Raw genomic sequence first — 21,449 nt, 5'->3', positions numbered from 1 at the left:
GTTCCTCGACTGGCGCGTTGGCGCTAGCTCAGTGCGTTGGCGAGGGCATTGCGCTCCACGCTGAAGTACGTCTTGTCGGCGGGCAGCCGCCAGTTCGGGCCGACGAAGTAGTCCTTGGCGACCTCGTCACCGAACGCCTGATAGCGCAGCCACGCCAGCGCGGTACCCGCGGACAAATAGTTGTCCAGCCCGTCGACCGGCGAGAAGTGGCTCACCCCACGGGCATTGGCGATCCAAGCCGGTGCCTGGAAGGACAGGTTGTACTGCCACCAGCGCACCCAGGCGAAGTCGGGCACCACGAAATCGTTGTAACCGGTGAGGAACAGCGTCGGCACCGAAACCAGCGCACCCACCGCGAGCGGGCCCGGCTCGATCGCCAGCACGCCGAGCACCCGCATCGCCGGATCGATCAGCGACGCGATGCCGGGGAACGCCGTGCCCGCCTGCAGCGCCGCCTGCCCGCCGCCGGAGTGACCGGCGAAGATGGTGCGACTCAGGTCGATCTTGTTGTACAGCGGCGAATTCGGGTCGCGATCGGCGGTGACCGCGGTGGCGACACCGAGCGCGGGCACGTACAGCAGCGAGTTGAAGAACTCGTACGGGATCACCACGACGAAGCCGTTGCCGGCCCACTGCCGGGCGAGCGCGTCGTACATGCCGGGATTGGCGCCGAACCCGGAGGTGAACACCAGCAGTGGCGCGTTCGGGAGCTCGGCGATGTTGGCCGGGTAGTAGGTGTTCACGCCGATCGGCGACTCGAGACCGTTGGGAAAAGCCTGGGTGCAGGTCATGTCGTCGTGGTTGCCGAGCATATGCACGGCGATGTGTTCGACCATGCCCCACACCGATTCCTGGCACGGATTGGTGCGCACCGGTGTCGCGACGGGATACGGGCCGGGCTTGTTGAACACGCTCTGCGCGGTGGCGGCGGGTTCATCCGCGGTGGCGGCGGGTGCCGCCACCGCGGCCAACACCGCCACCAAAATCGCGATCCCCGAGCGCATTCGAGCGGCATACCTCGGCATTGAGGGCTCCCTCATCCATCCGGCAGCATCGCCGGACCCACTTGTTTTCGGTAGTGAGACCATTCAGTCTCGCAATCCCAGAGGGTACGCGGGAGTGGGCTACGACACAATGGGTGACGAAAGTGGCCCGGGTTGCCTCAGTGCGCGGTGGTCAAGTCACGCCCTGCGATCCAGCCCCAGGTCAGCGCGGAGGCGACGGTCAGGCCGCCCGCGAAAGTGCCGGAACCGAAAACGGCGGCGGCGACATTGCCTGCGGCGTAGAGGCCGGGGATGGGTTCACCGGACCAGTCGAGCACGCGGGCGCGTTGATCGATGCGCGGGCCGCCCTTGGTGCCGACCGCACTCGGGTAGACGGGCACGGCGAAAAACGGTGGGGCGCTTACCGGTCCGAGATTGGGATGGGCGGCGGACGGGTCGCCGAAGGCGTGTTCGTAGCGGGTCTCTCCGCGATGGAAGTCGTCGTCACGACCGACCTCGGCCATGGCATTGAATCGGGTGACGGTTTGTTCGAGTGCCACCGCGTCGATGCCGGTGCGCTCGGCGAGTTCGGCGAGGCTGTCGGCCTGGATCAGCCAGTCCGGCGCGGGCGTACCCGCGGGAACACCCGCGACCGAGTACTTGGCGCGGAATTGCGCGTCGCCGACGGCCCACGCGGGCAGGTTCCGCAGGTGGTGGGTGTTGGGATCGAGCTCGGCGAAGGCGCTCGCACAGTTGTGGCTCGACTCGTTGACGAAGCGGCGGCCCGCGGCGTTCACCCACAACACATGGGGCAGTGTGCGTTCCGGCAATGTGAGTTGCGGTTGCGGGGTGGCGTCGGGCCAGGTCCGCCCGGGCACCTGGCAGGCAGGCCAGGACCAATATTCGCCGGTGTAGGCCATGGCCGCGCCGACCCGCCCGGCCATCCGCAGCCCGTCGCCGTGCTGGATCGGCGGCGTCACCGGGTGGGTCAGCGGCCCGGACAACAGTTGCGACCGCAGGGTTGGGTCGTGCTCGAAACCGCCGGAGGCCAGCACAACCCCGCGATCGGCGCGAACAGTGCGGCGCGCGTTGTCGGTGCGCACGCCGGTGACGCGCCCGTCTTCGGCACGGATCAGTTCGGTCGCCCGGCAGTCGCGAATCAGGTGCACACCCGCTTTTCGGCAGCCGTGCAGTAGGCCGACGATCAGCCCCGCACCCAACGTCACCGCTCCGGCGGACATGCGCTGACCGATCAGCTCCATCGGCGGCGCTCCCCCGGCGAACAGATTGTGTTCCATCGCCTCCTGATTGGTGAGAACCGGCGCGAAAAATGGTGCGGGCCAAACCAGTTCAGCAAGATCGCCGAGGTCGCCGAGATCTTGCGGAGCTACCTCGACATGCCGGGCGGTCTTGCCACCCGGCAGCTCGACGAACGTATCCGGGTAGGCCGGAACCGAAAGAAACCGGATCGGCGAATGCTCCTCGAGAAACCGCACCACCTCCGGCACCGTCCGCACGAACGTCTCCACCAAGGCGTCGTCGCGTCCGGGTGCCACCGTCCGGCAGTAGGTCAGCGCTTCCTCTGCCGTGTCCGCATAGCCCGCTTCCCGCATTCGATGGTTGGTCGGAGCCCAGACCTGTCCGCCGGAGACCGCGGTCGATCCGCCCCACCGCGACGACGCCTCCAGCACCACCACCTCGGCGCCACCGTCGGCCGCGGCCAGTGCCGCCGCCAAACCCGCCGCGCCCGAGCCGACCACGACCACCTCGGCTTCGATCATGACTGTCTCCTCGCTCTATTTGTTTATCAGTACACAAAATAGGCGAGAGGGTTGTCAAGAGCGCGGCATCAGCCCGTCGAGCAGCGCGTTGAGGCCGAGCTCATAGTTGTCCCAGGCATGCGGCCACTCGCCCGCGAGCGCGGCGATGGCCGGGGTCTGCCCGGGATCGACGGAGGCGATCATCACCGATTGAAAGCTCGGGCGATCCAGCTCGGCGGTGGTGCGCGCCATCGCGATTCGGATGGTCAGCACGCCGACGGTGTACTGCCACACCGCCCGATAGGCGGCACCCGCCTGCGCTGCGGTGAGTCCGCAGGCAAGAAACGCCTGCAGCATCTCCTCGACCAACCACAGGATCGAGGGACCGGCCAGGTCGCCGCCCGCCAGCACACCGACGACCCAGGGTTGCGCCGCCAACCGGTCATGCAGGAACCGCCACAACACCACCAGCCGCTGCCGCGGATCGGCGGGCGATTCGGGCCGCTCCAGGGTGGCAGCGACCCGATCGAGCAGCAACAACAACAGCTCGTCCTTGTCGCGGACGTGCCGGTAGATCGCCATCGGCGAGCTCGACAGTCGCTCCCCGACGGCCCGCATGGTCAGCGCGTCGATCCCGCCGGACTCCACGATCTCCTGTGCGACCAGAAGGATCGCGTCCTGCGAGAGCCTGGCCGGGCGCCCGCGGCGCCGCACCGAATCGTTCATCTTCGCAGTCTGACAGCTCGTACACCTAGGCTCGGTAGGGTGCCGGGATGGCGAAGATCGGTTTTCTCGGGGTGGGTCGAATGGGGTCGGGGATGGCGGCACGGATGCTGGCCGCCGGGCACGAGGTGGTGGTATTCAATCGATCGCCGGAGAAAGCCGCGGAACTGATTTCGGCCGGAGCCGGGACGGCGACGACGGCGCGCGAAGCGGCGGATGGGGCCGATGCGATCATCTCGATGGTGGCCGATGACGACGCCTCACGCGCGGTCTGGCTCGGCGAGGACGGCGCATTGGCCGCCGACCTCGCGCCCGGTGCGTTCGCCGTCGAATGCTCGACGATCTCCCAGCCATGGGTACTGCAACTGGCGAAACAAGCTGGCGCGCAGGGACTTCGGTATCTCGACTCCCCCGTGACCGGGCTGCCGGAGGTGGCCGCGGCGGGCGAGTTGACGCTGTTCGTCGGGGCCGACCCTGCCGATCTCGAAGCTGCCCGTCCCCTACTGGACCCGTTGTGCACCAACATTATTCGCTTCGGCGAGGTCGGCGCGGGGACCGCGTACAAGCTGCTGCAGAACCTGCACGGGTCCATCCAGATCGCCGCGACGGCGGAGGTGCTGCGGGTCGCCGAACTCGCCGGGCTGGAGCTGGCGACCGTCGTCGATACCCTCTCGCGGATCAGCCCCACGGTGGCGCGCGTCGGCCGAATCATGCTCGACGGCGTGCACGATCGGGATATCGCTTTCACGGCCGAGTTACGTCTGAAGGACACGCGTATCGGCGTCGAATTATCCGACAGCGTGGACGGTCCGGCCGCACTCGGCCATGCCGCCTATGACATTTTCAGCCGACTGGTCGAAGCCGGTTATGGCGCTCTCAACGAAACCAAGGTTCTCGATCTACTGCGCGAAAGAGACTGATTACCGGCTACTGGCGTCCGGCCGTATCGGCGGGCAAACTCCGCCGGGCGTGGTGGCCAATTCGAAATGCCACCATTCATTGTCGTACATCCGGCACAATCCCCAGCGAGTTCCGTTGGCCTCCAGCCACTGCGCGCCCGCCTGCGGCCCGACATCGACCGCGCGACCCGACACATGCGTCGATTCCTCCGGCGGCAGCACCCATCGGCGCGCCACCTCCGGGCTGCCGTAAGTCGCCACGCCGTTGTCCCACAACTGCTGCTGCTCGGCGGGCGTGCGATACCCCGAGGTGATCGACAACGGCACACCTTGCGCGTGCGCCTCGCTCTCCGCCAGCGAGTACGCCACAGCGAGCCCCGGCTGCAATCCCTCGGTCCCGGCCGCCGACCCCAGCGCCTCCCGCTGATCGATCGACGTCACCTGCCCTGCCGCCTGCGGTGCCAGCAAACCCGTCACCATCAGCGCAGGCAGCACCGCCACCGGTAGACCGAGCGCTAGTCGATTCCGCACACCACTCCGCAACACCATGCCGGCGATGGTAACGGTCGAGATCGGCGACGACCGAAGTCGCCGCCGACACTCACAGATCGAGTTCGATTCGGAGCTTCGATGACAGGCTCTCCATGGTCTCGGCACTGAGCTCGCCGAGCGGCCCGGCCAACCACGGCCGATAAGTGCTGGTGAGCAGGTCCACCCGGACCCACCCCTGCACGGGGTCCGCACTGCCGAGCAGGACCGCGACCATCGACTGCGGGTCCAAGCGCTCGACGGGTGCGGTCAGCACCCGAACGCGCTCGTCGGGCAAGCGATAGTCCGCCGAAACGATCACCCGATACGGCGTGCGGGGATCGTTCTCGCGGGAAGGTCGGTCGCGCTCGAACTCGTAAACCTCGCCCCGCCTCATGCGCGCGGGCCGCGACGCGTTTCAGCGTCGACATCCGCCGCGTGTAGCTCGGCGAGCTCTGCCTCGGCCAGTTCGACGTCGTGCATACCGAGGCTGCGGTCACGCGCCGCCGAACGGATGGCGTCCTGATACAGCATCCAACTGTGCGCGCAGCGCGCGAAATAAGGCGACAGTTGCATCCCGGCGGCGGCGGCACCCTGCTGCAGATCAGCGAGTACCGCCTCATCGACCGTGAGGGTGATCTTCCGCGTCGCCATATGCCTCACCATACCACCAGCCATACCGCGAATCGATGGCATCGGTTGCCACGGCTCAGCCACATTCGAGGCTGGCGCACGGCGTGCTGGATGGTTTGACGAGGGGTCATAGTCAATGGGCATGGCCCATGCCTACCCGAAATCCGTTGTCTGGCAAATGCTTCATCCACAGGGAACGGAGGTTATCCACAATCTATCCCAGTGCTGTGGATCACAATGTGCGGGCGAGTGCTACCAGTCCGATTCGCGAAAATTGCGGTGGTTTACCGAGTTTCACGACCGTACCGTTTTCCAGCAGGCGCCCCGCTAGGGCCGCACACCCCCGATCAGGCCGCGGACGGCACCCCGACGGACTCGAGGGGTGTTCGTCCGCAGGCCGAGCGGGTTTGTGCACAGGCGACAAAAGTGTTCACATTCGCTCCCCAGTGATGTGAACAACCACTACAACGGACAATTCGACTCCGACACCGGACAATTCGGCCGAATCACTCGCGCAGCGGAGTGACCAGCGTGAGATAGTCCCGTTCGACAGCGGATGTCCGCACCGGCGCCGGTCGGCGAATCGCTTCGGCCGCTTCACGATTGCGCCCGATCCGCTCGATGATCTCGCTGCCGTGGTCACGGGCGTAGGCGATGGCGATCTTGATCTTGCCGGCGTGCAGGCTCGACTTCGCGCTCAGCACTTCGATGCGCCGCTCGACCGGACCGTCCAATTCCTGTAGGCGGGCAACGACTTCCCAGACATCGGGACCCGCGACCAGCGCGGCACGGCGATCGTGCATCGGCCCGCGGAAGACAATGCCGGGATGATCGAGCTGGTCGACGCCCTCCCGGATGAGGCGGTCGAGTAGTGCGGTAGAAGTAGTACCCTCGCGTGCGGCACGTGCGGCCAACCGGCGGCTGGCGGATTGCGAGAGACGCAGTGTTGTCGTGATGACCCTGGACGTACTCATTGCCCTCCTCGACCTTCAATGGCATCTGCGATGAACGGCACTCTTGGCATCGATGATCTACATCGCTAAGGGTGCCTCGGGAAAGGGCGACGTCACCCCGGCGATCGGGGTGACATTTGCGTGTCCGCGCAAAAGCCTCCACGAAAATGGAACGCCCAGTTCAGACCCCATACTCGCCGCCGCACGACCGTAATTTCCCAGCGGCTCAGCCAAACCCACCGCGCTATTTTGCCGACGATATCGACAAAGCCCGGAAATTATCTGGCGCAGAAACTCGCCTTATCCGAGACCGGATCGCCGCTCGGCGTGTGCTTCGAGCGGGTGCGGCCCCAGCAAGCCCTTTGTTTAGCAAAACTCAGCTCACCGGGATTCGTGCCGGAAGCGGATCACCGCCGACCACGGATTGCGCAGCGGCTTGCGCGGATCAGGCTGCGGCAAGTAGGTGAACGGACGCAAAAACCACGGCGCGCGTCGAAACTTGCGCGCATGCACCAGGAGGTTCTCGCTCTCCATCGGCTGCCAGCCGAGTTCCTCGAAGAAGGCGAGGCCGTTGGGCGGATCGAATTTCCGCGGCGCGTTCTCGAACATCGATCCGGCGCGCACCCGGTCCATCCGGAAACTGATATCGGCCATCCACCAAGCGATTTCGGGCCGGACCAAGGTGCGAGCCAGCTCAGTGACAGTCGCCTGGTCGAGGTAGAACAGCAATCCCTCGGTGAGCACCAGCGCCTTGGTCGCGGGCGTGCCGACCGGACCGATCGCGCCGAGCGCCTCATCCAAGAACTTGTCGCGCGCTGCGGCATCGGCAAGATCGACTGCGCGGCGGATCAATACACCGTGCGGAGTCTCGCCCGCCAGCGCGTTCTCTTTCTCCGCGAGGATCTCGGGCAGATCCGCCTCGACCCAGACGAAGTCGGCAGGCAGTGTGAGACGGTACGGGCGGGTGTCCAACCCGGCCGCCAGATTCAGTACCCGATCACACCCCTCGGCGATGGACTTCGCGAGGAGATCATCGATGAGTTTGGTGCGGGTGACCACCGGCCAGCCGGTGCGCATGACCCGCGGTGCCAGCTCGACGATCGTGTGTCCCTGCGCGCCGGCCAGCCGGTCGGCCAGCGGGTCCTGGAACAGCGCGTCGGGGCGCGCGGACTCGCGCGCACGGTAGGCGGCCACCCAGCGAGCGGTGTCCGACACATTCGAGATCGGTATTTGCCCTCCAGCCATGCGGACCAGTCTGGCATGGTCTGACCACCGCCGATGCGACTGATTCGACACACCGTCCGGAGCGGACTGTCAGGATTCGGAACACTTTCGGTCCACATCGGTAACACGAGCTGGAGTCTCGGCGACTCTGCTATCACACGCAACAAACGCTCAGTGGATAATTCAGCAGTCACAACAGATCACGGTTGCCCGTGGCCGGAATCGCACGGAAAGAAGCAGGAAGATCAACCGTCGCCAGCCCCGAGGTCAGGACCGTAAACGCCCGCTGTGGATGCTCGGTCTGATCGCGCCGATGTGTGCGCTGCTCCCCTCGCAACTCGTGCTGCACACCGGCGCACCCGTCTTCTGGTGGATCGGCCCGATCATCGTGTTGCTGGTGATCCCGGTGCTGGACTGGGTGGTCGGCGAGGATGGCGCGAACCCGCGCGACGAGGACTACGAGCTGCTCTCCGGCGACCGCTACTACCGCTGGTGCACCTATCTGTTCCTGCCGATCCAGCTGTTCGGGCTCGGCATCGCGAGCTATCTGTGGGCGGGCGACGAGCTCACCGGCGTCGACAAGCTCGGCCTCGCCGCAACTCTCGGGTTCGTCAGCGGCATCGGCATCAACGCCGCGCACGAGCTCGGGCATCGGGTCGAGCAGCTGGAACGCTGGCTGGCCAAGATCGCGCTCGCCCAGTCGGCGTACGGGCACTTCTTCGTCGAACACAATCGCGGACACCACGTGCGGGTCGCCACGCCGGAGGACCCGGCCAGCGCCCGGCTCGGCGAATCGCTCTGGGAGTTCTTGCCGCGCAGCGTGTCCGGCGGTTTCCGTTCCGCGATCCTGCTGGAGCGCGAACGCCTCGCACGCAAGGAGCGGGGCTGGTGGGACGTGGACAATCACATCCTGCAGGCCTGGGCGATGAGCCTGGTCCTCTTCGGCACCCTGGTCGCCCTGTTCGGCTGGCACATCCTGCCCTGGCTCGCCCTGCAGGCCGTGATCGGCGTCGCGCTGCTGGAAACGGTGAACTACGTCGAGCACTACGGTCTGCTACGGGCCCGCCGCAGCAACGGCCGCTACGCCCGCTGTTCTCCCCGCGACAGCTGGAACAGCGACCGCCTGGTAACCAACATCTTCCTGTTCCACCTGCAGCGCCACAGCGACCACCACGCCAATCCTGGACGCCGGTACCAGACTTTGCGCAGTTCGACGGTGGCGCCGCAACTGCCCGCCGGTTACGCGACGATGGTCGTGCTCGCCGCCATCCCGCCACTGTGGCGCGCGGTGATGGACCATCGAGTACTCGCCCACTACGGCGGCGACATCACCCTCGCCAACGTCCAACCGCGCAAGCAGGGACGGTTGCGCGCCACCCTGGCGTACCGGCGCGCAACCGGCTGATCAGACCCGTTCGGCCGAGCGGGTGCGGACGCGCAGGGCGATGGGCTTCTGGGTTTCGGCGAAGAAGTCGTTGCCCTTGTCGTCCACCACGATGAAGGCAGGGAAGTCTTCGACTTCGATCTTCCAGACCGCTTCCATGCCCAGCTCGGGATATTCGAGTACCTCGACGGACTTGATGCAGTCCAGGGCGAGGCGGGCGGCGGGGCCGCCGATGGAGCCGAGGTAGAAACCGCCGTGCTCGTGGCACGCCTTGGTCACCTGGGCGGAGCGGTTGCCCTTGGCCAGCATGACGAAAGAGCCACCCGCGGCCTGGAATTGGTCGACATAGGAGTCCATCCGGCCGGCGGTGGTCGGACCGAACGAGCCGGACGCGTAGCCCTCGGGCGTCTTCGCGGGGCCCGCGTAGTAGACGGCCATGTCGCGCAGGTACTGCGGCATCGGTTCGCCCGCGTCGAGGCGCTCCTTGATCTTGGCGTGCGCGATATCGCGGGCCACCACCAGCGGACCGGTCAGCGAAAGCCGCGTCTTCACCGGGTATTTCGCCAGTTCGGCGCGGATCTCCGACATCGGCCGGTTCAGGTCGATCTGCACCACGTCGCCGCCGAGGATCGACTCGGTCTGCTCCGGCAGGTAGTGCGCGGGCTCGCGCTCGAGCTGCTCCAGGAACACGCCCTCGGGCGTGATCTTGGCCAGCGCCTGCCGGTCGGCCGAGCAGGACACCGCGATGGCCACCGGGCAACTGGCGCCGTGCCTGGGCAACCGGACGACGCGCACGTCGTGGCAGAAGTACTTGCCGCCGAATTGCGCACCGATGCCGAAGGATTGGGTGAGCTTGAAGACCTCCTCCTCCAGCTCCAGATCCCGGAACCCGTGCGCGGCAAGCGATCCCTCGGTGGGCAGGTGGTCGAGGTAGTGCGCCGAGGCGTATTTGGCCGTCTTCAACGCGAATTCGGCACTGGTGCCACCGATTACCACCGCGAGGTGGTACGGCGGGCAGGCCGCGGTGCCGAGCGAGCGGATCTTCTCGTCCAGGAACTCCAGCATCCGCGTCGGATTGAGCACGGCCTTGGTCTCCTGGTACAGGAACGACTTGTTCGCCGACCCGCCTCCCTTGGCCATGAACAGGAACTTGTACGACGGCTGCGCGGGATCGCCTGGCGTGGAATACAACTCGATCTGCGCGGGCAGGTTGGATCCGGTGTTCTTCTCGTCCCACATGGTGATCGGGGCGAGCTGGGAGTAGCGCAGGTTCAGCTTGGTGTAGGCGTCGAACACGCCGCGGCTGATCCATTCGGCGTCGTCCACGCCGGTCAGCACGCCCTCGGACTTCTTGCCCATGACAATCGCGGTGCCGGTGTCCTGGCACATCGGCAGGATGCCGCCCGCAGAGATGTTCACGTTCTTGAGCAGGTCCAGCGCGACGAAGCGGTCGTTGCCGCTGGACTCCGGGTCGTCGATGATCTTGCGCAGCTGCGCGAGGTGCGTCGGCCGCAGGTAGTGGCTGATGTCGTGCATCGCCTCGGCGGTCAGCAGGCGCAGCGCCTCCGGCTCCACCTGCAGGAAGGTCCGGCCGTTGGCCTCGAAGGTGTGCACGCCCTCGGTGGTGAGCAACCGGTACGAGGTGTCGTCGGCGCCGATCGGCAGCAGGTCTGAATAGCGGAAGTCCGGCGCGGTCACGGGACGCACTCCTTCGGGCAGGTCGGGGCCAAAACCGAGCACGGGTTTCAGTGCGCGCTCAGCGGGGCTGGTCACAGGCACAGCGAGCGTATCCACCGGGCTACGTCACACGATGGTTAGGCAAGGCTTATCCCGGGCAGTTGACACAAAAGGTTGCACGTTCAACCCCGGGAGTGCTACCTGTCGTTCCACACAAAAGCGTTCGGACGTCCAAGCGTCGGTTCGCCGCAACACCGTCGCGTGCCGCACAACGACGCGCGACACTGTATGACACGCCAGAGTTTGGAGCGCTATCGTGACCGATCCCCATTGGCTCGATGACGTCGAAATGCGCGCCTGGGTGGGCTTTGTGCGCACCCGCGACCTCATCGCCGCGGCGGTCGGGCGAGACTCGGCCCGCGAGTCGAACCTCACCTACGTCGAATACTCGGTGCTGGCCTTCCTGAGCAAAACCCCGGAACACCGCTGCACCTTCGCTGAGCTCGCCGCGCAACTCGAGTGGTCGCAGAGCAGGCTCTCGCATCAGATCACCCGGATGGAGAAGCGCGGACTCGTTGTCCGCGAACCGATCCCCGACGACGCGCGCCGCACCGCGGCCCGGCTCACCCCGCGCGGCGCCGAGGTGCTCACCGGCGCCGCACCCGCGCACGTGGTCAGCGTGCGCAAGCACATGATCGACGTGCTGGACCGGCAGCAGTTGGCCGCGCTCGCCGACATCTACGACACGCTGCTCGCGCATCATCGACAAACGGCGAGCGAGAACTGACCACTCAGGCGGACGTGCGCGCCGCCTCCGGCTGGGCCGCCGATTCGGCTTCCGCACTGCCCGACTCGACTGCCACACTGTCCGATTCGGTTGCTGCCGCGGTACCGGACTCGGCTGCCGCGCTTGCCGACTCGACACCTGCACCGTTCGTTCCGGCCACCACTTCGCTTGCCTCAGCACTCGATTCGCGGGAGCCGGTCGGCACCCCCAGCGCGCGCTCGAATCCCGCGGGCACCACGATGTCCCCGCGATCGAGCTCGACAACACTCGTCTTGCGCAGTCCGAGCAGCGCCGAGTCGATCCCGCCGCGCAGGATGTCGAGCACGTTCTCCACGCCCGCTTGCCCATTCGCGGCCAGGCCCCACAGATACCCGCGCCCGATCATCACCGCGCGGGCACCGAGCGCCACCGCCTTCACCACGTCGCTGCCGCGCCGGATACCACCATCGAGCACCACCTCGATCTGCGTGCCCACCGCGTCGGCCACCGCGGGCAGCGCCCGAATGGCCGCCGGTGTCCCGTCCAGGTTGTTACCACCGTGGTTGGACACCGAGATGGCCGCGACGCCCGCATCGACCGCACGCAGCGCGTCATCGACCCGGATGACGCCCTTCAGCATCACCGGCCCGTCCCACTGCTCGCAAACCCATTGCACGTCTGCCCAATCCGGCGGCGGCGTGCCCATCCATTCGCCGTACGCGCCGAAGAACCCGGGTGCCGCGCCGTCGCCGATCGCCATGTTCGGCGCGGTGAGATCGGGGATGTGCCCGGACTTCGCGTAGGTCGCCAGCCAGCGCGGCCGCGTCAGGGTCTGCGGCGCGAACTTCAGCATGGTGCGCAGGTCGAGCTTCTCCGGGATCACCGGGCTCCCCCAGTCCCGGCCGTGCGAGAACGACCAGTCCAGGGTCAGGATCAGCCCGACCGCACCCGCTGCCTTCGCCCGCGCCATCCGCTGCAGGATCTCGTCTTTGCTACCGCACCAATACATCTGGAAGAAGGTCGCCGGGTTGGCCGCGATCACCTCTTCGATCGGCTTGCTGGCAAAAGAGCTGAGCCCCATCGCGATGCCGCGCGCCGCCGCCGCGCGCGCCACGGCCACCTCACCGTCGGGGTGTACTGCCTGCACGCCGGTCGGCGAAATCATCACCGGCATCGAAAGGTGTTGGCCGAGTACGGTCGTCGACTGATCGCGGTCGCCGATAGTGCCTGCGACGTGTGGGGCGAAACCGAGTTCGGTGAACGCCTGCTGATTGTCCTCGATGGTCTGCCCGCGCTCGGACCCGGCGATCAGCGCGCCGTACACCGATTTCGGCAGTCTCTTCTTCGCACGTCGCTGCGCTTCGGCAACGGTTTCGAACCACGGATTCATGGTTGGACGGTCCTTTCCAGGGAAGCTGCCGGCCACCAGAGCCGGGTTCGGTCGAGCAAGTCGGTGGTCAGATGGTCGAGCAGTGCCACGCCCTCGTCGGCGCTCGCTTCGGTCGGATCGCCGAGTACGCCGTTGGCGCTGACCGAGCGCACACCGGCGCCGCGCAGCAGCGGCATGAGCTGCGCGAGCGGGCGGACGTCGCCCACTTCGGCGTGGTCGAGCCGCACCCGGTTCGGCGAAAGTGCCAGTTGAACGCCGGTTTCCGAGCGCCCCGCATGCAGATCACCTTGATAGCGCGGCAGATACACGCGCACGTCACGGGACTCGCTGCGCAACAACGTTTCCGCGCGCCGCAGCGGTTCGAGGTTGCCGCCGTGCCAGTTGACCAGCAGGATGCGGTCGAAGGTATCGGTGGCCGAGCGGCACAATTCGACGACGAGCAGTTCCAGCGCGGCCTGCCCGATGGACAGCGTGCCGGGGAACCCCGCGTGCTCACCGCTGGCGCCGTACGGGATCGCCGGTGCGACAAGCACATCCGGGCGCACCATGGCCAGCCGCGCGCACAGTGCCGAAGCGATATCGGTGTCGGTGGACAGCGGCAGATGCGGTCCGTGCTGTTCGGTCGCGCCGATCGCGATGGCCAGAATCGCGTCCGCGGCGGCCCGCTCTCCGGCCTCGGGCCAGGTGAGATCGGCCACCGCGCGGGCCGAATCAGCCGCCGCGCGGCTGTGGCCTGCGACACTTTCGAACATCTCGCCAGATTATCGTCAGTCACTGACATAATCAATCCTCGTGACAGCAAGGACCACCCGTGGCCGCCCGCGCGGGACCAGCAAACGCGAACTCGAGCTGATCGCCATGCGGCTGTTCAGCGAGCAGGGCTTCGAGGACACCACGGTCGAGCAGATCGCCGCCGCGGCGGGCGTCAGCGGCCGCACCTTCTTCCGCTACTTCCCCACCAAGGCCGAAGTGCTCTGGTACCAGTTCGATGACGAAGTCACCGCTCTGCGCACCGCGTTCGCCGAAGTGCCCGACGATGTTGCGATGATGACCGCGGTTCGTCGAGTTGTCGTGAACGCCAATCGGTATCGGGCCGAGGACGTGCCGGAGCTACGCACCCGCATGCAGCTGGTCGCCACCATCCCGGCCCTCGCCGCCACCGCAGGCGCACACTACGACGCCTGGGAACGCGCGGTCAGCGACTTCGCCGCCCGCAGGCTCGGCGAACCGGCCAACGCCCTGATCCCGCTGGCCGTCGGGCGCACCACGCTGGCCGCCGCGCGCGCCGCCTTCGACGCCTGGCTGGCCCGCGCCGACGCGGATCTCACCGTCTATCTGGAGGAGGCGCTGCGTGGGCTGGAACGCGGTTTCGCGCCCCCGCCGTGAATCGCAAGCGAACAACGGGCAGGTTTCATCCGCAACACGGTTGGGGTATGACTAGGCTCGGTGTCGGCCTCACGGCCGAACGCACGATGATCCGACTCAACAAACCGTCGAAAGGGGCAGGAGTTTCCATGTCCGAGGTGTCCATGAGCCTTTCGGCGGATTCGCTGACCGCGGGACCGGTCGACAACCTGCTTCCGCAGTTGGTCGAGCATCTGCGTCAGAACCGCACCGCGCTGCGTGAGGAGTGGGCTCGCCGCATCACCGACGCTCAGCTCCTGACCGCGATGACCCCGGAGGAAATCTTCTCCGAGGCGACCTCCGTCTACGACAACTACGTCGAGGTGCTCGAGACCGGTAGCGTCGAGGCGTTGCAGGCCTACGCCCGCGATCTGTCCGAGCGCATCATTCCGAGAGGCGTCGAGACCGACGAGGTCCTCGGCATCGTGCTGCTGCTGCGTGACGTGCTGGCCCGCTCGCTGTTCGAGAAGTACCAGGCCGACTTCCAGTTACTCAACGCCGTGCTCGACGCGTACGAGCCGGCCGCCAACCGCATCGCCAACACCGTGGGCGTCTCCTTCGTTCAGGAGCGCGAGCGCGTTATCCGGCAGCAGCAGGAGGCGATCCGCGAGCTGTCCACGCCTGTTCTGCAGGTGCGTGAACAGCTGCTCATCCTGCCGATCATCGGCGTGCTGGACAGCCAACGAGCCAGGCAGCTCACCGAACAGCTACTGCGCGCGATCCGGGCCAACCGCGCCAAGGTCGTCGTCATCGACATCACCGGTGTGCCGCAGATCGACTCGACCGTGGCCAACCACCTGGTGCAAACGGTCGACGCGTCCGGCCTGATGGGTGCCAACGTGATCATCACCGGGCTCTCCTCGGAGATCGCGCTGACGCTGGTCACCATCGGGCTCGATCTGTCCAAGATGAATGCGGTCGGTGACCTCCAAGGTGGTATCGAGGAAGCCGAACGTCTGCTGGGTTACGAGGTTTCCCGAGTCGCCGAACGGGTTACCGAACGCGACGGCCGCTAGATCAGGGCGGGCACATGCCGGTACCGATTCTCAAACAGGGCACCTATCTCATCGCGTCGGTTCAATCAGCGTTGACCGACGCCGATACCGAACGCCTGCAAGACGATCTGATGAAACAGGTCAGCAAATATCGAGCGCACGGGATCATCGTCGACGTCACCGCGATCGACATCATGGATTCCTTCGCGGCGAGATCGTTGCGCACCATCGCGCACATGACGCAGCTGCGCGGCGCCGAAACGGTGATCGTCGGGCTGCAGCCGGAAGTCGCGTTCGCCATGGTGCAACTCGGGCTCACCTTCGAGGACATGCACACGGCCCTCGACCTCGAAGAGGGCCTCGCCTGGCTCAACAAGAAGACCGCCTCACCACGCCAGCGGGATGGTCGTGACAGTGGCCGCTGAGAACCTGGTGATCGCGGTCAGAGTGTCGGGCGACATCGTGATCGCACGTCAGGCAGGGCGCGAACTGGCAGCGAAGCTCGGATTCACACTGACAGACCGCACCATGATCTCGACGGCGATCTCCGAAATCGCCCGCAACATCACCAGTTACGCGGGCAGCGGCGAGATCAGGCTGATGGTCGACGACCGGGAGGGTCGTCAGGCACTGGTGGTCCAAGCCGAGGATCAAGGACCCGGCATCATCGACATTCCCCGCGCGCTCGAGGACGGCTATTCGACCGGGCGCGGACTAGGACTCGGTCTCCCCGGCGCCCGCAGGCTGATGGATCGGCTACTCGTCGATTCGGCGCCGGGCAAGGGCACGTTGGTGGAGATGTGGAAGTGGGTACCCAACGGTGCATGACGACGGGTTCATCGGCCGAATCGAGTGGGCGGTGGCCGGTCGCGCCCTGCCCGGCCAACGCGTCTCCGGTGATCGCGGCCTCATCCTCGATACCGGCGGCGGCACCGTCCTTTTCGCCGTGCTGGACGGACTCGGCCATGGCGCCGCCGCGGCCGACGCCTCGGATCGAGCCGCGCAGGTGCTCTCGGAGAACCGCGCCGAACCGTTGGACGTGCTGATGGTGCTCTGTCATCGGGCCATGGCCGACACCCGAGGTGCCGCGGTATCGCTGGCGCTGTTCGATCCCAGCGACACGGTGCGCTGGCTCGGCGTCGGCAATGTCGAATCCCGGGTGCTCACCGTGAGTCCGGCGGGGCTGGCCGTCCGCGCGACCATCCTGCTCACCGCGGGGATCGTCGGCTACCGGCTGCCGCAGAACCTGCAACCACAGACCATCCACGTGCGCCCCGGCGATCTGCTGCTGATGTCCACCGACGGCATCGTCAGCGAATCCGCCGACGCGATCGACCTGTCGAAGTCCACCGCCGACATCACCGCGGACATCCTCGGCAAGCATGCCAAGGACACCGACGATGCGTTGGTGCTCGCCGCACGCCATCGCGGCGCGGCGCAAGGCCCGACGTCATGAGGGGCCGGGCCGTATGACAGCACTGGCCGACTTCCTCGACGAGTACGCGAAAGCGCTACGGCGACACCTGGATTCACCGACTCAAGCCACCCTCGCGGAAGGGTACGAGCTCGGCAGACGGGCCCTGGTCGAAGGCATCAGCCTGCTCGACCTCAACGAAAACCACTTCCGGGTGGTGCAGGCCGCCGAGCATGATGCCGGCATCGGCGAGCGGGACGTTCGCCTCGCCGAGTCCGCACTGGAGTTCCTGCTGCAAACCCTTGCCGCACTTGATATTGCGACCCGCGGCTATCTCGACGGCGTCGGCCGCTACGAGCAACAGCGCACGCGCGCGGACGATCTCGCCGGACGCGACGCCTTCCGCACCGCCCTGGTCGAATCACTGCAGGACGGCTTCTTCGTCGCCGACTCGCACGGCGCCATCGTCGAGGTCAACTCCGCGTTCGGCGCGCTGACCGGATACGGCGCCGCCGAGGTGCCCTACCCGCTGCCGCATCCGTGGTCGATGCCGGAGGGACCGCGCTACCCCGATCTCGGCACGGAGGCACTACGTTTCGTCATTCCGATCCGGCACCGCGACGGCCGCTCGCTGTGGTTGGCGGTGAGCACCAGCGCGCTGATCAAGCCGGAGAACAACGAACGCATCTTCGTCGGCACCATCCGCGATGTCACCGCCGAGCACGACGCGCAGGCCCGCGATCAGGCCGCCTCACGGCTGGCCACCGCGGTGGGCGCGGCGACCAGCGTGGTCGAGGTGCTCGCGGTCGGCCTCGACGAATTGCGGCGCACCGTCGGCGCGCAGACCGCGGTGGTGTCGGTGTGGCCGAGCAGGCACGTCGAGCCGGAGGTGTACGTCTCCGGCGCCGAGGGCACGCCGAACGGGCCGGAGAGCGCCGAATTGGACGCGCGCGCAAGGGCAATGCTGGATCGAGCCAGACGCAGACCGGGCCGCAGCCTGTTCGCGATCCCGGAGGGCGCCGACAGCTCCGAAGGCATTGTCGCTCCGCTCGGCGAAACCGGTGATGCCGCACTGTGGTTGCGCTTCGCCGCGCCGCGCGCGATCAGCGCCGCCGACTGGACGTTGTTCTCACTACTCATCGGGCACCTCAGCCTCGCGGTGCAGCGGGCGCGCAACTTCGATCAGGCCCGCTCGACCTCGCTGACATTGCAGCGGGCCATGCTCGGCCCGATCGAACTGCCGCCGCGGTTCTCGGTGCACTACGAACCCGCGCTGCCGCCGCTGGAGATCGGCGGCGACTGGTACGACGTAGTCCCGTTGCGCGACGGCACCATCGGAGTCGTGGTCGGCGACTGCGTGGGCCGTGGCCTGTCCGCCGCCGTGGTAATGGGCCAATTACGTACGGCCGCAAGAGCATTGCTGCTGCGCGGGGCCGGTCCGGCACAGTTGCTGGCCGAGCTCGACACCGTCGCGGGCCGGATCCCCGGCGCGATGTGCACGACCGTGTGCGCCGCGGTGCTCGATCCGGTGCGCGGGCTGGTCCGCTACAGCAGTGCCGGCCACATGCCGCCGATCCTGGCCGACGTCGACGCGACCGGCCGCCTGCTGGAGGGCGGGCGCTCGTTCCCGCTGGCCACCTTCGATCCACCGCGCCGCCCGGAGGCGACCACCGCGCTGACGCCGGGCTCGACGCTGGTGCTCTTCACCGACGGCCTGGTCGAACAACGCGGCGTCGACATCGACGACAGCTTCGCCAAGATCGCCGACGTGCTCGCCGACACCTCCGCCAAGCTGCCGCGCGAGGTGGCCGACGCGGTGCTCTCGCGCCTGCGGCCCGCCGCGGGCTACGACGACGACGTCGCCATGGTGGTGTACCGCCAACCGCCCGCAGCACTGCGGCTGGAGGTCCCCGCGCACGCGGATGAGCTTGCGGCACTGCGCCGTACGCTCAAGGCCTGGCTGGCCGCCGCCGCGGTGCCGCACGATCTGGCGTCCGATCTGGTGGCCGCGGCCAACGAGGCCTGCAGCAACAGCATCGAGCACGCCTACCGCAACGGCGCCGTGCCGACCGGCCGCCCCGAGAGCACCGATCGCTCGATGGGCCGCGTCGCCAGAGCCCTGCGCGACCCGGCCGCCGACACCAACCGCGTCGAACTGACCGCCACCTGCAACACCGAGACGGTGGTGATCACCGTCGCCGACGCGGGCAGCTGGAAACCGCGCTCGGCCGACCCCGGCTATCGCGGCCGCGGCATCGACATGATGCGCGCACTCACCGAGGAACTCGACATCGACCACACCGGACCGGGCACCCGCGTCCGCATGTCGGTCACCCTGCCCGCCATCGCCTTCCCGATTGCAAACCCGTTGCGCGGCACCAACCGCCGCGCCTCGGGCTGACGCCGCGTCGATTTACCGCCAGCACCGGACTGTCCGCGCACGGCATCGTTGGCATCATGCATAACGTTGTTGATCTGAAGGTTCTCTATTTCGGCACGCCGGTAGTGTTGATCGGCACCCGAAACCTAAACGGGACAGCCAATCTCGCGCCGATGTCGTCGGCGTGGTGGCTGGGCGATCAGTGCATGCTCGGGATGAATACGGCGTCGCAGACCACGCAGAACTTGGTTCGCGAGCGGGCGTGTGTGTTGAATCTGCCGTCCTCGGCCCTGGCGGCGGCGGTGGATCGGCTGGCGCTGCTGAGCGGTTCGCCGGTCATGACGCCACACAAGATCGAGAAGGGGTATCGGTACGAGCCGGACAAGTTCGCTGCGGCCGGTCTCACCCAGCTCCCGGCGGACCTCGTCGCGGCGCCGCGGGTGGCCGAATGTCCGATTCAGCTCGAATGTGAGGTGCTGGCCAGCGAACCGTTCGGCATCGGCACCGATGCCGTCGCACACACCGTGCGCGTGCTGCGCGCACATGTGGCCGACGAGCTGATCATTCCGGGCACTGCGCACGTCGATCCGGTCGGCTGGGACCCGCTGATCATGAAATTCTGCGAGTTCTTCGGCGACGGCACACAGGTGCACCCGTCTCGGCTGGCCACCGCGTGGCAGATACCGAGCCCCGCGACCAGCCATTGAGCAGACCCGCCGGTAACGCTCCTATTCTGAAGCGGCGCAACGGCAACTTCGATCAGCGTCCTACGGTAAGGTTTGTCCTTATGAACGCGCCTAGGTTGCGAATTCGCCGCTACTTGTGTGTGGTGGAGTTGTGACCAACACTTCCGGAGACGCGTATCCCCTCGCGGACACGATGACCACCACCGTCGCTTCCCAGGACGGTGCGACGGTTCTCACTGTGGCAGGCGAGGTCGACCTGGCAACGGCCCCCGCGCTCGAGAGCTCGATCGAGGCGATCCTGAACGGCAAGCCTGCGGCCTTGATCATCGATCTGACCGCGGTCAGCTTCCTCGCATCGGCGGGCATGGCGGTACTCGTCGCAACACATCAGCGTGCGGGCGACTCGACCGCGATCGCCGTGGTCGCAGACGGCCCCGCCACCAGCAGGCAGCTGCGGATGACCAACCTCGATCAGGTGTTCGCCGTGCATTCCACCCTGGAGGCGGCACTCGCGGGCTTCCGCGACCGCTGACCCGAACCCGTACCGACCGCGGCGTCTCCCCTCGTTCGAGGCGAGACGCCGCGGTCGTTCGCGCTCAGCAGAGTTCGCGCAGCTGCTCGATCAGCTTGACCCGCTCGGCGGGGGTGGCCGCCATCGGCAACACGTTCAGCACGGTGGCACCCGCCTCGGCGAAGGCCGCGACCCGCTCCTTGACGAAGCCTGCGGGACCGACCAGCGAGATGTCGCGGACCAGGGCGTCGGGCACGACCTTCGCGGCCTCCTCCTTCTTGCCCGCCAGGTAGAGCTCCTGGATGCGGTCGGCCTCGGCGCCGTAGCCGTACTTGGTGGCCAGCGTGTGATAGAAGTTCTTGCCCTTGGCGCCCATGCCGCCGATGTACAGCGCGAGGTGCGGCTTCACGAACTCCAGCAGCGGCTCGACGTTGTCGCCGATGGCCAGCGCCGGGCTCGCGTACACCTCGAGCGGGCCGAGCTGCGGGTCACGCTTGGCGAAGCCCGCCTCGAGCGAATCGCCCCAGATCAGCTTGGCCTGCTCCGGCAAGAAGAAGATCGGCTGCCAGCCCTCGGCGATCTCGGCGGTCAGCTCGACATTCTTCGGGCCGATCGCCGCGAGCAGCACCGGAATGCGTTCGCGCACCGGGTGATTGATCAGCTTCAGGGCCTTGCCCAGGCCGGTGCCCTTACCTTCGGGCAGCGGGATCTGGTAGTACTTGCCCTGGTATTCGAGCTTCTCGCGCCGCCACACCTTGCGGCAGATCTCCACCAGCTCCCTGGTACGCCCGATCGGCGCGTCGTAGGGCACGCCATGGAAGCCCTCGATCACCTGCGGGCCCGACGCGCCGAGGCCGAGGATGAACCGGCCGTCGGAGACGAAATCGAGGCCGGCCGCGGTCATCGCGGTCAGGCTCGGGGTGCGGGTGTAGATCTGCAGGATGCCCGAGGCCAGTTCGATCCGAGAGGTCTTGGCCGCCAGGTAGCCGAGCGCGCTCACCGCGTCGTACGAGTACGCCTCGGGGACGAACACGATGTCCAGGCCGGCCCGCTCCAGGTCGGCGACCTCGGCCGCCGCTTCTTTGAAACCGCCCGAGTAGTTGATGCCCAATCCGATCCGCATAGCACTCAACATAACG

At 67.0% G+C, this 21,449-nt stretch carries 22 protein-coding genes and 1 pseudogene; 11 read left to right on the top strand and 12 right to left on the bottom strand.

The genetic code is table 11. The features are described from left to right. Positions 1-23: 23 nt before the first annotated feature. The 3 genes from ABZ942_RS33630 to ABZ942_RS33620 all read right to left on the bottom strand — a co-directional run bounded on the left by ABZ942_RS33630 (position 24) and on the right by ABZ942_RS33620 (position 3,469). The gene (locus ABZ942_RS33630; RefSeq protein WP_357389212.1) at positions 24-1,025 is read right to left on the bottom strand and encodes an alpha/beta hydrolase; all 1,002 of its coding nucleotides are present in this window, start codon (positions 1,023-1,025) and stop codon (positions 24-26) included. Positions 1,026-1,162: 137 nt separating this feature from the next. After that, positions 1,163-2,764 (bottom strand): FAD-dependent oxidoreductase, encoded by a 1,602-nt coding sequence (locus ABZ942_RS33625; protein ID WP_357389210.1) that lies wholly within the window; start codon positions 2,762-2,764, stop codon positions 1,163-1,165. 54 nt (positions 2,765-2,818) lie between these two features. After that, a complete protein-coding gene (locus ABZ942_RS33620) occupies positions 2,819-3,469 on the bottom strand; it encodes a TetR/AcrR family transcriptional regulator (RefSeq protein WP_357389208.1) in 651 nt (216 codons plus the stop codon). Positions 3,470-3,516: 47 nt separating this feature from the next. Between ABZ942_RS33620 and ABZ942_RS33615 the strand changes: the two genes are divergently transcribed. Continuing rightward, positions 3,517-4,386, top strand: coding sequence for an NAD(P)-dependent oxidoreductase (locus ABZ942_RS33615; protein WP_357389206.1), 870 nt, complete (start codon positions 3,517-3,519; stop codon positions 4,384-4,386). Here the strand turns inward: ABZ942_RS33615 and ABZ942_RS33610 are convergent, their stop codons facing one another. The 5 genes from ABZ942_RS33610 to ABZ942_RS33590 all read right to left on the bottom strand — a co-directional run bounded on the left by ABZ942_RS33610 (position 4,387) and on the right by ABZ942_RS33590 (position 7,724). After that, a complete protein-coding gene (locus ABZ942_RS33610; RefSeq protein WP_357389204.1) occupies positions 4,387-4,914 on the bottom strand; it encodes a M15 family metallopeptidase in 528 nt (175 codons plus the stop codon). 52 nt (positions 4,915-4,966) lie between these two features. After that, positions 4,967-5,290, bottom strand: coding sequence for a hypothetical protein (locus ABZ942_RS33605; protein WP_357389202.1), 324 nt, complete (start codon positions 5,288-5,290; stop codon positions 4,967-4,969). Next, the gene (locus ABZ942_RS33600) at positions 5,287-5,547 is read right to left on the bottom strand and encodes a hypothetical protein (protein WP_357389200.1); all 261 of its coding nucleotides are present in this window, start codon (positions 5,545-5,547) and stop codon (positions 5,287-5,289) included. The genes ABZ942_RS33605 and ABZ942_RS33600 overlap by 4 nt, the downstream gene beginning before the upstream one ends. A 485-nt stretch (positions 5,548-6,032) precedes the next feature. Further along, positions 6,033-6,500, bottom strand: coding sequence for a hypothetical protein (locus tag ABZ942_RS33595; protein ID WP_357389198.1), 468 nt, complete (start codon positions 6,498-6,500; stop codon positions 6,033-6,035). 360 nt (positions 6,501-6,860) lie between these two features. Then, entirely contained in the window at positions 6,861-7,724 is an 864-nt protein-coding gene (locus tag ABZ942_RS33590; protein ID WP_357389196.1) for an SAM-dependent methyltransferase, read from the bottom strand. A gap of 292 nt (positions 7,725-8,016) precedes the next feature. Here ABZ942_RS33590 and ABZ942_RS33585 point away from each other — a divergent pair, with 292 nt between their 5' ends. After that, positions 8,017-9,108 (top strand): alkane 1-monooxygenase, encoded by a 1,092-nt coding sequence (locus tag ABZ942_RS33585; protein WP_357389194.1) that lies wholly within the window; start codon positions 8,017-8,019, stop codon positions 9,106-9,108. On the opposite strand, the gene ABZ942_RS33580 is transcribed toward ABZ942_RS33585, so the two are convergent. Continuing rightward, positions 9,109-10,785, bottom strand: coding sequence for a fumarate hydratase (locus tag ABZ942_RS33580; RefSeq protein ID WP_357389192.1), 1,677 nt, complete (start codon positions 10,783-10,785; stop codon positions 9,109-9,111). Positions 10,786-11,080: 295 nt separating this feature from the next. On the opposite strand from ABZ942_RS33580, the gene ABZ942_RS33575 reads away from it, so the two are divergent. Further along, positions 11,081-11,551, top strand: a complete 471-nt coding sequence (locus tag ABZ942_RS33575) for a MarR family winged helix-turn-helix transcriptional regulator (protein ID WP_357389190.1) — start codon at positions 11,081-11,083, stop codon at positions 11,549-11,551. 202 nt (positions 11,552-11,753) lie between these two features. Here ABZ942_RS33575 and mftD read toward each other — a convergent pair. Further along, positions 11,754-12,920 (bottom strand): annotated as a pseudogene (gene mftD / locus ABZ942_RS33570) (pre-mycofactocin synthase MftD); the annotation flags it as partial. Further along, positions 12,917-13,672 (bottom strand): mycofactocin biosynthesis peptidyl-dipeptidase MftE, encoded by a 756-nt coding sequence (gene mftE, locus ABZ942_RS33565; protein WP_357389188.1) that lies wholly within the window; start codon positions 13,670-13,672, stop codon positions 12,917-12,919. The pseudogene mftD and the gene mftE, both read right to left, overlap by 4 nt. Before the next feature lie 40 nt (positions 13,673-13,712). Between mftE and mftR the strand changes: the two genes are divergently transcribed. The 8 genes from mftR to ABZ942_RS33525 all read left to right on the top strand — a co-directional run bounded on the left by mftR (position 13,713) and on the right by ABZ942_RS33525 (position 20,331). Continuing rightward, positions 13,713-14,306, top strand: a complete 594-nt coding sequence (mftR, locus tag ABZ942_RS33560; protein WP_357389186.1) for a mycofactocin system transcriptional regulator — start codon at positions 13,713-13,715, stop codon at positions 14,304-14,306. A gap of 128 nt (positions 14,307-14,434) precedes the next feature. After that, positions 14,435-15,340, top strand: a complete 906-nt coding sequence (locus ABZ942_RS33555; protein WP_040735778.1) for an STAS domain-containing protein — start codon at positions 14,435-14,437, stop codon at positions 15,338-15,340. A gap of 14 nt (positions 15,341-15,354) precedes the next feature. Beyond that, positions 15,355-15,744, top strand: coding sequence for an STAS domain-containing protein (locus tag ABZ942_RS33550; protein WP_107660644.1), 390 nt, complete (start codon positions 15,355-15,357; stop codon positions 15,742-15,744). Beyond that, positions 15,722-16,147: an ATP-binding protein gene (locus ABZ942_RS33545; RefSeq protein ID WP_150404521.1), complete on the top strand. Its 426-nt coding sequence runs from the start codon at positions 15,722-15,724 to the stop codon at positions 16,145-16,147. The genes ABZ942_RS33550 and ABZ942_RS33545 overlap by 23 nt, the downstream gene beginning before the upstream one ends. Beyond that, positions 16,140-16,775: a SpoIIE family protein phosphatase gene (locus ABZ942_RS33540; protein ID WP_357389183.1), complete on the top strand. Its 636-nt coding sequence runs from the start codon at positions 16,140-16,142 to the stop codon at positions 16,773-16,775. Before ABZ942_RS33545 ends, ABZ942_RS33540 begins: the two co-directional genes overlap by 8 nt. Before the next feature lie 13 nt (positions 16,776-16,788). Then, a complete protein-coding gene (locus tag ABZ942_RS33535; protein WP_357389182.1) occupies positions 16,789-19,134 on the top strand; it encodes a SpoIIE family protein phosphatase in 2,346 nt (781 codons plus the stop codon). Between the two features lie 56 nt (positions 19,135-19,190). Next, entirely contained in the window at positions 19,191-19,820 is a 630-nt protein-coding gene (locus tag ABZ942_RS33530; RefSeq protein ID WP_357389180.1) for a flavin reductase family protein, read from the top strand. Positions 19,821-19,992: 172 nt separating this feature from the next. Next, complete coding sequence (locus tag ABZ942_RS33525) at positions 19,993-20,331, top strand: STAS domain-containing protein (RefSeq protein WP_357389858.1); 339 nt, start codon at positions 19,993-19,995, stop codon at positions 20,329-20,331. A gap of 64 nt (positions 20,332-20,395) precedes the next feature. On the opposite strand, the gene ABZ942_RS33520 is transcribed toward ABZ942_RS33525, so the two are convergent. Further along, complete coding sequence (locus ABZ942_RS33520) at positions 20,396-21,433, bottom strand: LLM class F420-dependent oxidoreductase (RefSeq protein ID WP_357389178.1); 1,038 nt, start codon at positions 21,431-21,433, stop codon at positions 20,396-20,398. Positions 21,434-21,449 lie beyond the last annotated feature (16 nt).

The sequence above is a fragment of the Nocardia sp. NPDC046473 genome, from assembly GCF_040645995.1.
Taxonomy (GTDB): domain Bacteria; phylum Actinomycetota; class Actinomycetes; order Mycobacteriales; family Mycobacteriaceae; genus Nocardia.
Note: the sequence above shows the minus strand (reverse complement) of the source record. Positions and strands in the feature narration are given on the sequence as shown.

What these genes read in the sequence shown, in the direction of transcription:
- ABZ942_RS33630 (WP_357389212.1), bottom strand. Translation starts at nt 1,025, where the DNA reads ATGCCGAGGTATGCCGCTCGAATGCGCTCGGGGATCGCGATTTTGGTG.
- ABZ942_RS33545 (WP_150404521.1), top strand. Translation starts at nt 15,722, where the DNA reads ATGGTCGTGACAGTGGCCGCTGAGAACCTGGTGATCGCGGTCAGAGTG.
- ABZ942_RS33585 (WP_357389194.1), top strand. Translation starts at nt 8,017, where the DNA reads ATGTGTGCGCTGCTCCCCTCGCAACTCGTGCTGCACACCGGCGCACCC.
- ABZ942_RS33625 (WP_357389210.1), bottom strand. Translation starts at nt 2,764, where the DNA reads ATGATCGAAGCCGAGGTGGTCGTGGTCGGCTCGGGCGCGGCGGGTTTG.
- ABZ942_RS33530 (WP_357389180.1), top strand. Translation starts at nt 19,191, where the DNA reads ATGCATAACGTTGTTGATCTGAAGGTTCTCTATTTCGGCACGCCGGTA.
- ABZ942_RS33595 (WP_357389198.1), bottom strand. Translation starts at nt 6,500, where the DNA reads ATGAGTACGTCCAGGGTCATCACGACAACACTGCGTCTCTCGCAATCC.
- ABZ942_RS33620 (WP_357389208.1), bottom strand. Translation starts at nt 3,469, where the DNA reads ATGAACGATTCGGTGCGGCGCCGCGGGCGCCCGGCCAGGCTCTCGCAG.
- ABZ942_RS33550 (WP_107660644.1), top strand. Translation starts at nt 15,355, where the DNA reads ATGCCGGTACCGATTCTCAAACAGGGCACCTATCTCATCGCGTCGGTT.
- mftE (WP_357389188.1), bottom strand. Translation starts at nt 13,672, where the DNA reads ATGTTCGAAAGTGTCGCAGGCCACAGCCGCGCGGCGGCTGATTCGGCC.
- ABZ942_RS33600 (WP_357389200.1), bottom strand. Translation starts at nt 5,547, where the DNA reads ATGGCGACGCGGAAGATCACCCTCACGGTCGATGAGGCGGTACTCGCT.
- ABZ942_RS33590 (WP_357389196.1), bottom strand. Translation starts at nt 7,724, where the DNA reads ATGGCTGGAGGGCAAATACCGATCTCGAATGTGTCGGACACCGCTCGC.
- ABZ942_RS33525 (WP_357389858.1), top strand. Translation starts at nt 19,993, where the DNA reads ATGACCACCACCGTCGCTTCCCAGGACGGTGCGACGGTTCTCACTGTG.
- ABZ942_RS33605 (WP_357389202.1), bottom strand. Translation starts at nt 5,290, where the DNA reads ATGAGGCGGGGCGAGGTTTACGAGTTCGAGCGCGACCGACCTTCCCGC.
- ABZ942_RS33615 (WP_357389206.1), top strand. Translation starts at nt 3,517, where the DNA reads ATGGCGAAGATCGGTTTTCTCGGGGTGGGTCGAATGGGGTCGGGGATG.
- ABZ942_RS33555 (WP_040735778.1), top strand. Translation starts at nt 14,435, where the DNA reads ATGTCCGAGGTGTCCATGAGCCTTTCGGCGGATTCGCTGACCGCGGGA.
- ABZ942_RS33535 (WP_357389182.1), top strand. Translation starts at nt 16,789, where the DNA reads ATGACAGCACTGGCCGACTTCCTCGACGAGTACGCGAAAGCGCTACGG.
- ABZ942_RS33610 (WP_357389204.1), bottom strand. Translation starts at nt 4,914, where the DNA reads ATGGTGTTGCGGAGTGGTGTGCGGAATCGACTAGCGCTCGGTCTACCG.
- ABZ942_RS33520 (WP_357389178.1), bottom strand. Translation starts at nt 21,433, where the DNA reads ATGCGGATCGGATTGGGCATCAACTACTCGGGCGGTTTCAAAGAAGCG.